General features: G+C 39.9%; 17 protein-coding genes. 5 read left to right on the top strand and 12 right to left on the bottom strand.

Annotation, left to right across the window (positions count from 1 at the left end):
* The first annotated feature begins 13 nt into the window (after positions 1 to 13).
* Together namA and HB679_RS13060 are read left to right on the top strand one after the other, a co-directional pair.
* Positions 14 to 1,084, top strand: coding sequence for an NADPH dehydrogenase NamA (gene namA, locus HB679_RS13065; protein ID WP_214072422.1), 1,071 nt, complete (start codon positions 14 to 16; stop codon positions 1,082 to 1,084).
* A gap of 160 nt (positions 1,085 to 1,244) precedes the next feature.
* On the top strand, positions 1,245 to 1,664 hold the full coding sequence (locus HB679_RS13060; RefSeq protein WP_214072421.1) for an OsmC family protein: 420 nt from the start codon (positions 1,245 to 1,247) through the stop codon (positions 1,662 to 1,664).
* A 246-nt stretch (positions 1,665 to 1,910) separates the two neighbouring features.
* On the opposite strand, the gene HB679_RS13055 is transcribed toward HB679_RS13060, so the two are convergent.
* The 7 genes from HB679_RS13055 to HB679_RS13025 all read right to left on the bottom strand — a co-directional run bounded on the left by HB679_RS13055 (position 1,911) and on the right by HB679_RS13025 (position 8,351).
* Positions 1,911 to 2,423 carry a DinB family protein gene (locus HB679_RS13055; RefSeq protein ID WP_214072420.1) on the bottom strand — a complete coding sequence of 171 codons (513 nt, stop codon included), beginning with the start codon at positions 2,421 to 2,423 and terminating at the stop codon, positions 1,911 to 1,913.
* Between the two features lie 163 nt (positions 2,424 to 2,586).
* Positions 2,587 to 3,261 (bottom strand): phosphate signaling complex protein PhoU, encoded by a 675-nt coding sequence (gene phoU / locus HB679_RS13050; protein WP_214072419.1) that lies wholly within the window; start codon positions 3,259 to 3,261, stop codon positions 2,587 to 2,589.
* Positions 3,262 to 3,292: 31 nt separating this feature from the next.
* A complete protein-coding gene (gene pstB / locus HB679_RS13045) occupies positions 3,293 to 4,051 on the bottom strand; it encodes a phosphate ABC transporter ATP-binding protein PstB (protein WP_214072418.1) in 759 nt (252 codons plus the stop codon).
* Complete coding sequence (gene pstA / locus HB679_RS13040) at positions 4,033 to 4,878, bottom strand: phosphate ABC transporter permease PstA (protein WP_214072417.1); 846 nt, start codon at positions 4,876 to 4,878, stop codon at positions 4,033 to 4,035. The genes pstB and pstA overlap by 19 nt, the downstream gene beginning before the upstream one ends.
* Before the next feature lie 4 nt (positions 4,879 to 4,882).
* On the bottom strand, positions 4,883 to 5,785 hold the full coding sequence (gene pstC / locus HB679_RS13035) for a phosphate ABC transporter permease subunit PstC (RefSeq protein WP_214072416.1): 903 nt from the start codon (positions 5,783 to 5,785) through the stop codon (positions 4,883 to 4,885).
* Positions 5,786 to 5,908: 123 nt separating this feature from the next.
* Positions 5,909 to 6,949 carry a phosphate ABC transporter substrate-binding protein PstS gene (gene pstS, locus HB679_RS13030; RefSeq protein WP_214072415.1) on the bottom strand — a complete coding sequence of 347 codons (1,041 nt, stop codon included), beginning with the start codon at positions 6,947 to 6,949 and terminating at the stop codon, positions 5,909 to 5,911.
* Positions 6,950 to 6,989: 40 nt separating this feature from the next.
* Positions 6,990 to 8,351 carry a hypothetical protein gene (locus HB679_RS13025; protein ID WP_214072414.1) on the bottom strand — a complete coding sequence of 454 codons (1,362 nt, stop codon included), beginning with the start codon at positions 8,349 to 8,351 and terminating at the stop codon, positions 6,990 to 6,992.
* Positions 8,352 to 8,644: 293 nt separating this feature from the next.
* Between HB679_RS13025 and HB679_RS13020 the strand changes: the two genes are divergently transcribed.
* A complete protein-coding gene (locus HB679_RS13020) occupies positions 8,645 to 9,289 on the top strand; it encodes a DUF47 family protein (protein WP_214072413.1) in 645 nt (214 codons plus the stop codon).
* On the opposite strand, the gene HB679_RS13015 is transcribed toward HB679_RS13020, so the two are convergent.
* The 4 genes from HB679_RS13015 to HB679_RS13000 form a co-directional block, all read right to left on the bottom strand.
* Positions 9,290 to 9,649, bottom strand: a complete 360-nt coding sequence (locus HB679_RS13015) for a helix-turn-helix domain-containing protein (RefSeq protein ID WP_214072412.1) — start codon at positions 9,647 to 9,649, stop codon at positions 9,290 to 9,292. It lies immediately after the preceding gene.
* A 70-nt stretch (positions 9,650 to 9,719) separates the two neighbouring features.
* Positions 9,720 to 10,076, bottom strand: coding sequence for a hypothetical protein (locus tag HB679_RS13010; protein ID WP_214072411.1), 357 nt, complete (start codon positions 10,074 to 10,076; stop codon positions 9,720 to 9,722).
* Between the two features lie 108 nt (positions 10,077 to 10,184).
* The gene (locus HB679_RS13005; RefSeq protein ID WP_214072410.1) at positions 10,185 to 10,661 is read right to left on the bottom strand and encodes a hypothetical protein; all 477 of its coding nucleotides are present in this window, start codon (positions 10,659 to 10,661) and stop codon (positions 10,185 to 10,187) included.
* A complete protein-coding gene (locus HB679_RS13000) occupies positions 10,661 to 11,353 on the bottom strand; it encodes a S24 family peptidase (protein ID WP_214072409.1) in 693 nt (230 codons plus the stop codon). Before HB679_RS13000 ends, HB679_RS13005 begins: the two co-directional genes overlap by 1 nt.
* 250 nt (positions 11,354 to 11,603) lie before the next feature.
* Between HB679_RS13000 and HB679_RS12995 the strand changes: the two genes are divergently transcribed.
* A complete protein-coding gene (locus HB679_RS12995; protein WP_214072408.1) occupies positions 11,604 to 11,789 on the top strand; it encodes a hypothetical protein in 186 nt (61 codons plus the stop codon).
* A 73-nt stretch (positions 11,790 to 11,862) separates the two neighbouring features.
* Positions 11,863 to 12,279: a hypothetical protein gene (locus HB679_RS12990; RefSeq protein WP_214072407.1), complete on the top strand. Its 417-nt coding sequence runs from the start codon at positions 11,863 to 11,865 to the stop codon at positions 12,277 to 12,279.
* An 83-nt stretch (positions 12,280 to 12,362) separates the two neighbouring features.
* On the opposite strand, the gene HB679_RS12985 is transcribed toward HB679_RS12990, so the two are convergent.
* Positions 12,363 to 12,920, bottom strand: a complete 558-nt coding sequence (locus HB679_RS12985; protein WP_214072406.1) for a hypothetical protein — start codon at positions 12,918 to 12,920, stop codon at positions 12,363 to 12,365.
* Between the last annotated feature and the right edge of the window lie 107 nt (positions 12,921 to 13,027).

Below are 13,027 nucleotides of genomic sequence, written 5' to 3'. Positions count from 1 at the left end.
AAAACATTGATCTATGTCACACCTTTTTTCTCCTTTAAAAATAAAGGACATCGAATTAAAAAACCGCATTGTGGTATCGCCTATGTGCGAATATAGCAGCGAGGATGGTTTTGCCAATAACTGGCACCTGGTACATTTGGGTAGTCGCGCCGTAGGCGGAGCAGCATTGATCATCACCGAAGCAATTGCAGTATCGCCCGAGGGCCGGATCAGTTATGGCGATTTGGGTGTTTATAAAGACGAGCACATTGACAAACTAAAAGAAATCACTGATTTTATACATGAGCAAGGCGCATTTGCAGGCACCCAATTGGCGCATGCCGGCCGCAAAGCCAGCCATGAAGTGCCATGGAAAGGCAATGCTCAAATTCCTTCAGATCAGCCTAATGGTTGGAAAGCTGTAGGGCCAAGTGCCATTGCTTTTAGCGACAAAGAAGAGGCTCCCCTGGAGCTGGACAGAGCAGGCATAGAAAAAATTAAAGCCGATTTTAAGGCTGCTGCAAAGCGTACCCTAGAGGCTGGTTTTGATGTGATAGAAATTCATGGTGCACATGGTTATTTGGTGCATGAGTTTTACTCGCCATTGAGTAATAAACGTACCGATGAATATGGCGGCTCATTCGAGAATCGTATCCGCTTATTATTAGAGATTATTGAAAGCATACAGGAAGCCTGGCCGGCGTCAAAACCGTTGTTTGTGCGCATTTCGTCAACCGACTGGACCGAGGGGGGCTGGACTGCTGATGATTCCATCGCGTTAGCAAAAATATTGAAGGATAAAGGTGTTGACCTGGTTGATTGTTCATCGGGCGGTAACGTTTTGGCGCATATCCCATTGAAACCGGGGTACCAGGTTGAGTTTGCCGATGCCTTGCGCAAAACCGGAATATTAACCGGCGCAGTAGGTTTAATTACCGATGCAAAACAAGCCGATGACATTATCAAAAATGGTGAAGCCGATCTGGTGATCATTGCCCGTGAGTTTTTGCGCGATCCGAATTTTCCGCTCCGCGCGGCACATGAATTGGGAGACGATAGTGTTAAATGGCCGGTACAATATGAACGGGCTAAGTGGACTAAGTAGGTCATTAGTCATTAGTCATTAGTCATTAGTCATTAGTCATTAGTCATTAGTGGGAAACAGCTTTTAAGATTTATGTTTTAAGGATTTGTTAATCTTTGCTTGATCTGTTTGAAATTAAAAACTTATATATTTATATACACAACAATAAAAAAATTAAACTATGAAACGTACCGCACATGCTCACTGGAATGGCACCTTACAAGAAGGTAAAGGCGAAATTTCAACCCAAAGCACCACATTAAATAACACCCAATATTCATTCAAAACCCGCTTTGCGGATGGTGTTGGCACTAACCCGGAGGAGCTAATCGCAGCTGCTCATGCAGGTTGTTTTACCATGGCAGTTGGCGCGGCTTTAACGCAAGCAGGCTTTACGCCAGGCGATTTAACTACCGATGCCATTCTTGACCTGGATATGCAGGCGCTGGTTATCGTAGGTATCCACCTGGAGTTAAAAGGTTCTGCTATTGACGGTGTATCTGAAGATCAATTCAAAGAAATAGCCGAAGGTGCTAAAGCAAATTGCATTATATCGAAAGCTTTGAGCGTACCAATTACTTTAACTGTAAGTTATCAGTAATTAGTTGCTTTATATTGTATAGAAAGGCTCAAACGTTTGTTTGAGCCTTTCTTGTTTCAGTGGTATTTGCTATCCCTGTTTTGGTGGAGATGGCCTAGGCGATGAAACAAAAAAATACTTATAGGTCTTTTTTGTTGTTTCATTTTGTTTCACTCATATTTTACAATTAATTCATTATCAATATTTTGACTTAAAATATTGTTTCACTTGTTTCATGTGTTATACATCCGCGTGAAACAAAACAGGTTAGGCATAAGCTTGCATGGCTTCCAATTCGTCGGCACTCGGGCCATAGCTGCCTGGGATAGGTACATTCAACAGACGCAGGTACACGCCCAACTGCGCACGATGGTGAATGGTTTGAGCGATAGAGATACGCACAGTCTCGTATTTATTCATATTGCCCAAAATCATGTCGCCGCTGCGGAGTATCCAGGGTTTATCCAGGTCCTCTTCTTTAACGCCTTCTAAATGAGCGCGACCGTCGGCATAGGCATTCTCGAAGATCTCCAGCAAATCGGCAACATTAGCTGCATGGGTTGACTCGTATGGGTTAGCTTGAAAGTCCAGTCCATCGGTAGTGATAGCCAGGCTTACCCATGCCGGTAGTTCGGCAATATGATTAGTTAGCTGCCCTATAGTCATGCTTTTGGGATGCGGCTGCCAGTCGAATTTATCGGCCGGTATAATGTTTAAGAACTTGCGGGTGGTTTGAGCTTCCTGCTCAATTTCCTTTAACAACTTTTTGATGATTGACATAATGTTGTGGTTTTAGTGTTTGTTGATACAAAGAAACCACCGGCTAGTGACAGCCCTATGTCAGCAGGAATAACAGATAATTCATTTTCTCCACCTATTATCATAAAAAAAGGCGGATATCGCTATCCACCTCGTTCAAATCACAATTACTATTTATCAATCATTAATCTTCGGCCTGGCTGCTCTCGAAGTGCTTTAGTATTTTAGCCTCTACGTAAAAGATGATCTCTTCGGCTATGTTCTTAGCCTGGTCGCCTACTCTTTCCAATTTACGGATCACCGACAGGATGTATAATGCCTCTGGCAACGATTTTATGTCGGCTTTAATCAATTCGCCGACAGTAGCAGGCGCTGCCATATTGATATCGTCAAGTACATCATCGCGCTTAAATATACTGCGGGCAAGTATGGTATCTTCTTTTTCAAACGCAGTGCGGGTATCCATCAATATATTGATAGCCTCGTCATACATACGGATCAATGAAGTTCTTTCCATAGCGTCAGTGTCAAAATTCACTGTCGACTCAACCACGTATAGCGCAATACCTGCAGCAATATCACCGATACGCTCCAAATTAGTATTGATCTTTAGGGTAGCCAGCAAAAAACGCAGATCAACCGCTACCGGGCAATGCAATGCAAATATATTTTCGCAATCGCGGTCTATTTTAAGTTCGTAAGAGTTTACTCTTTTTTCTTTGATCAAGACTTCGCGGGCAAGGTCCTTATCAAATTGAATCATAGCCTCTCTTGATTTATTCAGCTGTGATTGAACTAATATCCACATGCTAACCAGCTCTTTTTTTAGCGCGGTTATTTCATTTTCTAATGGTGTCATATTTTTCTTGTTAAAGTCTAAGTCCTCTGGTTTAGCTAAATCTGCCGGTTATATAGTTTTGCGTGCGCTGATCTGCCGGGTTGGTAAACATTTGTTTGGTATCGTCAAACTCCACCAGTTCTCCCATATAAAAGAACGCTGTTCTGTCGCTCACACGCGCAGCTTGCTGCATGTTATGCGTAACAATAATCAAAGTATAATTTTCTTTCAACTCGTGAAACAACGCCTCAACACTTGAAGTCGATATCGGATCGAGCGCGGAGGTTGGCTCATCAAACAAAATCAACTCGGGTTGCATAGCAATTGCGCGTGCAATACACAAACGCTGCTGCTGGCCGCCAGATAAGAAAGTACCTTTTTTATGCAATGAGTCTTTAACTTCTTTCCATAAAGCGGCGCTGGTTAATGAGCGCTCAACAATAACATCTTTATCGGCTTTTGAAACCTTGATGCCGTTAAGTAAATAACCTGCAACAACGTTTTCATAAATACTCAAATTTGGGAACGGGTTAGGGCGTTGAAACACCATACCAATTTTAGCACGTACATATATGGCATTCATATCGTATACGTTTTCGCCTTCAAGCAATATTTTACCTTTTGCAGTTGCATTAGGTATCAATTCATGCATGCGGTTAATGCCACGCAAAAATGTAGTTTTACCACAGCCTGACGGACCCATTACCGCTATAACCTCGTTTTTGTTAATGCTGATATTTACATCTTTAACAACGTGATTATCGCCAAAGTAAGCGTTATAATTTTCGGCCTTTACAATTGTATTTTCCATTTTCTTGTTAGCACTTTTGTGACTATATTTAATATTAAAACAAACATTAGAAGTATAAATGATGCGCCCCACGCCAGGTTATGCCATTCGTCGTACGGGCTTGTGGCATAAGTAAATATAAGGTGTGGTAAGCTTTCCATTGGTTTAGTTACTGCCGATGATAAATAAGGGTTACCAAACGCGGTAAACAGCAATGGTGCAGTCTCGCCTATTACACGGGCTATTGACAATGTAATACCAGACAAAATACCCGCAAAACCACAAGGTATAACTACCTTAATAATAACACGGTGATAAGGCACCCCTAATGATAAAGCGGCCTCTTTAAGCGACTCTGGCAGTAATAGTAAAGTCTGCTCTGTAGAGCGGATAACTATTGGCAACATCATCATGGCTAAAGCTATACTACCAGACATGGCAGAGAAAGTTCCTAATGGCTTAACAATCCAAAAGTAAACTACAATACCTACTACAATTGATGGCACACCCTGCAAAATATCCACACATAAACCGCTGTATTTAGCCAATTTGGTGCGTGGATTTTCGCTTAAATAAATACCGGCCAGCATACCTACAGGTATAGCAACAACCGATGCCATTAAAACCATTAAAAAACTACCCCAAAGGGCATTTAATATACCACCACCGGTCTCGCCTACCGGCGCAGGTACGTTAGTTAAAAAATGCCAGTTAACCTGACTCGCGCCCTGCTTAATTATATAAAGCAAAATGATAATTAAAGGTAGGGTTATTAAAAAGGCAAAAAACACTACAATGCCCTTAAAAATAATGCTCTTGGTATTTCTGAATCCGATTTTTGCTTCCATAAGATTAGTTATTAGTAAATCGGGTAATTATTCTTCTGCCAATAAGGTTTATTACAACCGTTACCAGGAAAAGCACTAAACCAAGCTCAATAAGCGCCGAAAGATATTCTGTATGATCGGCTTCGGTAAACTCGTTAGCAATAACGCTGGCCATAGTGTTGCCCGGTGCAAAAATGCTGGTTGGCACCGCGCTGGTATTACCTATAAGCATGGTTACCGCCATAGTCTCGCCCAATGCGCGGCCTAATGACAATAAAATACCTGCAAACAAACCAGAACGGGTATAAGGCATAATCACATTACGGATAACCTCAAAGCGGGTTGCACCTAAAGCGTAAGCGCCTTCTTTTAAAGGAGAAGGTACCATTCTAATTAAAGTTATACCTAATGATGCACCATATGGAATGATCATTACAGCCAAAATTATCGAAGCTGTAAAAATACCAATACCATAAGGCAGCACATGTATTTTACCTTCAAATTCGCGCACCAGGGGTACCAATACAAACAGTCCCCAGAAACCGTAGATGATTGACGGTACGGCAGCTATCAGTTCGACCGTGTTTTTCAACAGATCTGACAACCAGCCTTTAGGATTATACTCACCCAGGTAAATTGCTATCGCGTATGAAAATGGTATGGAGATGATGAGCGCGATAAACGAAGTCAATAAAGTACCTATCAAAAAGGGATAAGCACCATAAATATTCTGAACCGGGTCCCATACCTTTCCCCATAAATAACCTATCCCTAACGCCTTGATTGATGGCATGGACTCTATGATCAGGGTGGTTAACACGCCTAATATTATAAGCACCAGGATTATGCTCATAACTATCAACAGCTTCTTAAAAATGGTTTCCCACTTTAACTGGCTATCGGATAATTGTAATCTTTTATTTTCCACAAATTTTTGAGGTTTTGTTGTGTATTGTACCAAAAGCAGAAAGCTAAAAGCAAAAGCGCACTTTAATTTGTGCTGCCCTCGCTTTTAGTTTTCTGCTTTAGCTATTATCGTTTAAGCGTTTGCTTATAAGATAGATTTACCGTCGAAAGTAGCTGACTTCAAAATTGATTCAGCAACTTTAACAGCTGATTTTGAAAGAGGTGCATAGTTCAAAGCAGCGCAAAAAGCCTGGCCTTGGTGAATGTTCCACCATAATAATTTAACAAGCTCTGTAGCTCTTGCTTTTGAACGACCGTTATAGTTTTGTTCTTTGTAAATCAAAGCCCAGGTAAAGCTGGCAATTGGGTAACCTGCAGCATTATCAGTATTAGTAATTGAAACTTTTGAGTCAGCAGGGATAGTTACATTGCTGGCTAAAGTAGTAGCTTCGATTGTTGGTTTGATAAATTTACCGCTTTTGTTTTGGATGTTAGCATAAGGCATTTTGTTTTCGAAAGCGTAAGCTAACTCAACATAACCTATAGCGCCCGGAGTTTGTTTAACCAAACCGGCAACACCTTCGCTGCCTTTACCACCTAAACCAGCTGGCCAGTTAACAGCACTTGCTTTACCTACTTTAGTAGCCCACTCAGGGTTTACTTTAGTTAAGAAATCGGTAAAGATAAATGAAGTACCGCTACCGTCTGAACGGTGAACAACTGCTATAGGAAGATCTGGCAAGTTAACCCCTTTGTTAGTAGCTTTGATTTCAGCGCTATTCCAGTTAGTAATTTTACCTAAGTAAATGTCGCCAACGATTTTACCGCTTAAGTTTAAAGCAGCAGTAACACCTGGGATGTTATAAGTAACTACAACAGCACCAGAAGTCATTGGGATGTGCAGAACAGCAGCGCTCATTTTTTTGGTTTGATCGTCATTTAACGGCGCATCAGAATCACCAAAATCTACAGTTTTGTTAGTTAACTGCAATATACCACCACCAGAACCAATTGATTGGTAGTTAACTTTAGAAGCTGTATACTGAGAAAACATTTTTGAGAACAGTGGATATACGAAAGTACTACCAGCGCCTAAAAGAGTGTTGTCTTGAGCCGAAGCTGCTAATGATAAGCAAGATGCTGCAAATGCTACAACTGCTAACTTTAAACTTTTTGAAAAATTCATAACGTTTTTTAATTTATATTATTAATCAGGGTTTACTTAATTATTTACCAAAAGTGTAATAGAAAGTAGCTCTGTACACTAAGTTATGGCCATCACCTACGTAACCTGTAGTACCAACTGGTCTTTGATCTTTATACTGGATAAACCAAACGTTTGGAGAGAAGTGAATTTTTGGAGCCGGTGTAAAATCTAAACCACCTGTGTAGAAAGTTTCTTTAACAGTTGGGTTGTAGCTTCCGTAGTTAGTATTAACTGTGTAAGCGTCAGCGTCAACATATTTAGTGTCTGGATTGTAACCATCACGACGAGCGAAGAAGCTCATTTTGTCTTTGATGATAGCACCTTTTACCCATACAGATAAACCAGTTGCTCTTGAATCTTCAACAGCTTTAGTAGTTGTGTTGTTTACACCATTTTTAAATTGTTGCATGTATGCTTCTACACCAACAGAGAATTTTGGATCAACATAAGCAGCAAATATTTTTTGCATGCTATGGTTTTGCTGACCAATAGTTATAGTACCCGGAGCAGTTGGAGCGTAGTCACCATAGATATCTACATATAGGTGTTTGTCTAAGAATTTAGCCCATAGATCACCATAAAATATTTTATAGAAACCAGTGTTAGCATTAGCTGCCGATAATAAGCTAGCTGTACTGTTGTTACCAACCATTAATACGTAACCGTAGTTTTTAGTATTAGGGTCAAATGTACCTTGTAATGAAGCACCTACATCGTACGAGTTATTTTTGTGGAAGTCAGTAATGGTTTTTTCGATAAAACGATTACCCCATGTTGCTTCCGACAATGAATTTGGAGCATTGCCTCCATCATTTAAAGCGAAACCAGGGGTCGACATTTCACCTACTACGATATCAGTACCGGTCCAGATGTTTTTGTAACGTAAGTTGAAGTTTTTGATAAAGAAACCCATTTTACCGTCAACAAGGTTGTCTCCGTTCTGGATAGAAGTAGTACCGTTAACACCTGTGTTTGCATTTGGCTCTGATGCCAATAATACGGTTGCGGTGAATTTTTCGTTGATGTCATAATCGTATCCTAAATAAATACGACGGAATTGAAAAGCATTTCTGTTTGCCGGAACGCCATTGTACATAGTTTCTGCACCTCTGTTTCCAGCATCTTGGTGTTGGTTAAAATAAAGATCGCCGAATGCATAACCCCATAATCTTCTTACAGGCACCCATGCAGCAGGATCTGCTTTAGCTGCAGGTTTTGCAGTAGTAGTGGTAGTAGTAACTGTTGAATCTGCTTTTACTTCAGATTTTGTGTTTAATGTGGTTGCCGATGCAAGCACTGTTTGCTGAGCCTTAGCTGTTACAGCCAACACGGTGGCTGACACTAACACTGCACTAAAAACTTTTGTAAACATTTTTTTCATAATTGAAACGAGGGTTAAATAAATTTTGATCCAAAAGTGCGGACGCAGCATTACCTAGATGTTAAGCAATGATTAACATTTGATAATGTTATTTAAACATTATTTCATAGTTGAATTAGGTTCAGGGAGTATATTTTTAATTAATATTACATATTAAGTATTTGATTATTAGGTATTTATATAAAATACATTTTTAATTCATCCATAACAAATACTTAACATATCATCATATTCATTTAATATTGGTTTAACATTCCGCTGTTAATTTAGATTTTCTTAAAATACTAATACTAATGCGCAGGTTGTTTCGTAACTATCTATCAAACAGAACGTTATTTTATAATTTATTTGATGAGGCCGCTAAAAATGTGGTAGATATGGCAGAATTACTGGTAACAGTGGTAAACACCGGTAATTTTGAAGATAGAGAGATTATCTTTAAAAAAATTGACACTTTAGAGCATAACGGCGACGATTTAACCCATAAAATTTACCTGGCGCTTGATCAGGTTGTGTTTACTCCAATAAATCGTGGCGATATACATACGCTGGCGTCATGTATAGATGATGTTGCCGACACCATTAATGAAGCAAGCAACAGAATGTACCTATATAATATAAATGAGTTTGTTGTAGCGATAAAAGAAATAGCATTGTTGATACAGCAAGCCGGCGTAGAAATTCAGAAAGTGGTGAATTTATTAAGTGTATCTAATAGCAGAACTGCTACCGATGAGGCTTGCAAACGCATTAAGGCTTTGGAGCGGCAATCTGATCAAATATATTATCATGCAGTGGCGGAGTTGTTTGCCAACGAAACCGATGCGATAAACCTGATCAAGTACCGCGAGATCCTGTCGTCATTAGAAAACACCATGAATCGCTGCAAAAATACAGGCGATGCTTTAGAAGCTATTTTAATTAACCGGCAGAATTAACTAACCCGCCTTTTGGTGCTGGCCGGCTCTCTCCTTTATTTCTTTCATCTCCATCTCGAAGGCACGCATACGGGCATGTAAAATATCCAGCTCAGTACGCATCATTTGAATCTCGGTAATTAGCTTGGGCGATTCGGCTTTATTGATCTTCTTATCGCCGGTTCCCAGTATCAACCACTCTGGCGAGTATTTTAATTGAAAACAAAGCTTACTAATCAGATAATAGCTTACCTCCTGCTTTTTGTTGATGACTTTGCTGATAAAGCCCTGGTCTACACCAATAGCGCCGGCAAGGGCCAATTGGCCGCCGTAATCTTTAACAATTATCTTAATGCGTTTAACTATACCATCGTCTGCCATACAATGCAATTATAAGCAAACAAGGAATATAAGCAAGTGCTTAATTAAAAATAGCGAACTTTCTGGTTCTTTAAGCCACCACAACTAATTTGTTAGCTTTCTCTAACAAATCAAATAATTGCTCGTCGTAAGTTCTGAGGGATATTTTTTTGGCGGCAAACTCTTTTTCCAGCTTTTCAAGTTGCTTGATCAGCATGTCTTTGTGTGTGGTGCCGGTATTGGCAGCTGAAGGTTTTATACCACCATCGTACAAGATGTCTGCTAAAGCTTTGTTTTTTTTCTCGACTGCCTTTGTCAGAAAAATAAGCTGCGTACCCCCAGCCTCGCCCAGCATGGTTTTCATCTTGTTTTTTTGTTTTTGATGATTAAGTACGATAATGGCAACGATAACTACCGCGCCCAAAGCTATGTAAATGTTTACGTCCATGAGTTTAACCAGTTTAAATTAGGTTAAAAATATAAATAAAACATTTATAGTTAAAATATTTTCGCCTGGTTGTATAAACAAGTTGCGTTTACAATCCGTAGCTATAAACTATTCCCCATTATTTTCGGCTCCCGGGCCAAATTGATCAAAATACGCCATGACCTTGCTACAAATTTCGCCATCGCCACCTGCCACCCATCGCAATGAAATAACAATATCACGCCCGTGGTCAGATTCCCACTTAAGCCGGATGACCAATAGCGATGTGCTGCGCGTACGCCTGACGCGGATGCTTTCTATATCCTGCCAGCCGATGGTGATGTTTTTAAGATAATCTATTAACTCTGTTTGATTTAGTTCCAGTATAGGTTCATTCTTAAATGCCGGAATCAATCTCTTAAATACTAATAATACCAATAGCGCAGCCAGCACCATTACCAGTGCGGCAAACAACACTAAGTTAAACCGGTCATTAGTATAGTATGCCCGATAAACGTTAGATATGAAAAGCCCGCCCAATATCAGCATCATCACAATAGTAACTATGCTGTTCTTTCTGCTGTAAGTATAAACCGTTGTTTCCATTAGTGATTATGCTTTTTATGGATATCCTTAACCAGGCACAATTTTTTAATATCTGCTATCTTAATAGGGAACGGCGCATATTTCAGTTGGGCGCCCACCATCTCCGTAGTATTATCAGAGTGTGCAATCACCTCATCTTCTTTATCACTTAATAGTAAGCGCTTGTACATGCGGTAATCTCCCCACTCTATATAATACACCTCGCCAGGTAAGATTTTTTTATCGTGGATAACCTTTAGCGCCACCCAGCAACCATTCTCTAAATATGGATACATAGAATGCCCCCAAACCGGCAAAGCGAAATCGCAGTCCTCAATGCCTGGGAAATTCATACGGCCAACCGGCTGTGTATCATTAATATCATTATACACTTCAACGCCCGACGCTGTTGCAGTAATCTCGTACATAGGTATACCTTCAGCCACCTTTGAAACCTGCGCAGCAGGCGCGTAAGCAACTCCTTCAATAAAATCTTTATATTTCTCTTTAAAAATCCTGAATTTTTCAGGATCAATGTTTTGACGGCTCTTGATGATCTCTGTAATAGAACTGGCCGAGTTGAAACCCAAGGCCTCGGCTAATTGTCCATTACCGCTAAAAGCCTTCCCTTTAAGTTGATTATATAAAATGATAAACTCCAGTGTTTCAGGGCGTACAGTCTTTATTTTGCTGGTTTTTTCTGGCGATTCCATGGGCTGTTGAAAACTAATTTTTATTTTTTCTTGATTTTAAATAAAGATTTTTCTTTATATTTGTATCGTTAATCAGCCACTAAACTAACACATTATAATATACAATCCAAATAATATTAAAGAATATACAGAAAAATGAATACAGAAATACGGAAACTCGTTTTAAAATACAGGGAACGCCCTTATCCATAGTCAGACACAGAAAATAATTGCCGACACCTATAAAATTAATTGCCTAATAAACCGACCGATGCACATAGCCTACACCAAATTAAAAGATAATAAGTCACGCCCAACCCAAGGCAACACTACCGACAACAACCAGCTAAGCATCCGCTTTAAAGCTTATTACACGGTTTGCAATAAGTACAGCAAAGAAATTACCGCTATACAAAAATACCTGCCCGGATGGGTACCACCCTACCCGGCTGTCTAAACCGGGATTAATAAAAACCAACAAATAAATTCTGCTGTCAGCAAATGACGGCCTAACCTCTTATTGAAAAAAAATGATAAAGATTGCACAAAAACTAAAAGACAAACTATGGTGGATGATCATTTCTGTTGATTATGACTATAGCCGCATTTCGGTAGCCGACCATGAGTTGAACGGCGAAACCCTGACCCTATGGCTGGAAGACAAGCACGATTTTAAAAACTCGCTCGAAGAATGCTTACAGGTAGATCTTAAAACCAAACAATTCGCCACGGTAATCAGAGCCGAGGGACTAAATAGTTACGAAGGCACCAAAATGCATCCAAAGAAAAACTTTATTTACAAAACCCGTATTGAGATAAATGAGCCGATTAGATGGTACCAGGAAGACGCCTCATTAACCGAACAACAATGGGCGCGCGAAGCCGTAGTGAAAACTATATTAACACAATTAGTAGAAAACGAGGTAGCCGAAGAAAAAATCCGGTAAAATACTATGCCAAATAGCATATATATCATAATTATTACTTATCTTTGTATGGTCCGGTGATTAAAGGACGAAAGACTAAAAACCTATTTGCGTTGAAGATTAAAACTGCCGGTGACCACCTGTGCAGCCTGCGTACCCTTTTTAGACATTAATGTAGTGAACGTACCTTTGGTAAGCACACTGTCTTGCATATATTGTTCCAGGTAAATAGCATTCGAGGGATTGTTACCGGCCTCGGTAGAAAGCGCGTATTGCCTGGTATTCTTACCATCGGCAGTAACCAAAAGCTGGCCGCCTGCAATGGTATTTTTTAAATCAGGGCTGGCAAATCCGAGCGAGCTAATACCAAAGCTTACCGTATGCGCTTTGTTAATAGCCGTTAAACCATAGTATTTATTACTATCGATATTAACATTAATAAAGGCAATTGAATCTTTAGCAGCATCAAAAGTATAAGTTGAGTCGTCAACCTCGATGGTGAGGGTCCCTTTACTTGCAAAAAAATTACCCGAATTATCGCTGGTATCAGCCTTGATACCGGTCTTTGTCAAAGAGCCGTCGGTAGACTGCGCATCTTTCTGGCAGGATGCTATCACAGCCGAAAAAAGCAAAGCGATTAAGGTAAATTTTAAAAGTTTCATATAGGCCTATGCAAGCTTAGATAACTATTATACGAATATAAAACGCAAACGGTTGTGCTACCAATCATTTAACACAATTTAACTTTTAAAACCGTGCCAGTTGCTCC

The organism is Mucilaginibacter sp. dw_454 (assembly GCF_018449775.1).
GTDB lineage: Bacteria > Bacteroidota > Bacteroidia > Sphingobacteriales > Sphingobacteriaceae > Mucilaginibacter.
The sequence above is the reverse complement of the archived record's forward strand: the minus strand, read 5'-3'. Positions and strand labels throughout refer to the sequence as shown.

What these genes read in the sequence shown, in the direction of transcription:
- HB679_RS13025 (WP_214072414.1), bottom strand. Translation starts at nt 8,351, where the DNA reads ATGAAAAAAATGTTTACAAAAGTTTTTAGTGCAGTGTTAGTGTCAGCC.
- HB679_RS13005 (WP_214072410.1), bottom strand. Translation starts at nt 10,661, where the DNA reads ATGGAAACAACGGTTTATACTTACAGCAGAAAGAACAGCATAGTTACT.
- HB679_RS13000 (WP_214072409.1), bottom strand. Translation starts at nt 11,353, where the DNA reads ATGGAATCGCCAGAAAAAACCAGCAAAATAAAGACTGTACGCCCTGAA.
- HB679_RS13015 (WP_214072412.1), bottom strand. Translation starts at nt 9,649, where the DNA reads ATGGCAGACGATGGTATAGTTAAACGCATTAAGATAATTGTTAAAGAT.
- pstA (WP_214072417.1), bottom strand. Translation starts at nt 4,878, where the DNA reads ATGGAAGCAAAAATCGGATTCAGAAATACCAAGAGCATTATTTTTAAG.
- phoU (WP_214072419.1), bottom strand. Translation starts at nt 3,261, where the DNA reads ATGACACCATTAGAAAATGAAATAACCGCGCTAAAAAAAGAGCTGGTT.
- namA (WP_214072422.1), top strand. Translation starts at nt 14, where the DNA reads ATGTCACACCTTTTTTCTCCTTTAAAAATAAAGGACATCGAATTAAAA.
- HB679_RS12995 (WP_214072408.1), top strand. Translation starts at nt 11,604, where the DNA reads ATGCACATAGCCTACACCAAATTAAAAGATAATAAGTCACGCCCAACC.
- HB679_RS13010 (WP_214072411.1), bottom strand. Translation starts at nt 10,076, where the DNA reads ATGGACGTAAACATTTACATAGCTTTGGGCGCGGTAGTTATCGTTGCC.
- HB679_RS13020 (WP_214072413.1), top strand. Translation starts at nt 8,645, where the DNA reads ATGCGCAGGTTGTTTCGTAACTATCTATCAAACAGAACGTTATTTTAT.
- HB679_RS12985 (WP_214072406.1), bottom strand. Translation starts at nt 12,920, where the DNA reads ATGAAACTTTTAAAATTTACCTTAATCGCTTTGCTTTTTTCGGCTGTG.
- HB679_RS13055 (WP_214072420.1), bottom strand. Translation starts at nt 2,423, where the DNA reads ATGTCAATCATCAAAAAGTTGTTAAAGGAAATTGAGCAGGAAGCTCAA.
- HB679_RS13060 (WP_214072421.1), top strand. Translation starts at nt 1,245, where the DNA reads ATGAAACGTACCGCACATGCTCACTGGAATGGCACCTTACAAGAAGGT.
- pstS (WP_214072415.1), bottom strand. Translation starts at nt 6,949, where the DNA reads ATGAATTTTTCAAAAAGTTTAAAGTTAGCAGTTGTAGCATTTGCAGCA.
- HB679_RS12990 (WP_214072407.1), top strand. Translation starts at nt 11,863, where the DNA reads ATGATAAAGATTGCACAAAAACTAAAAGACAAACTATGGTGGATGATC.
- pstB (WP_214072418.1), bottom strand. Translation starts at nt 4,051, where the DNA reads ATGGAAAATACAATTGTAAAGGCCGAAAATTATAACGCTTACTTTGGC.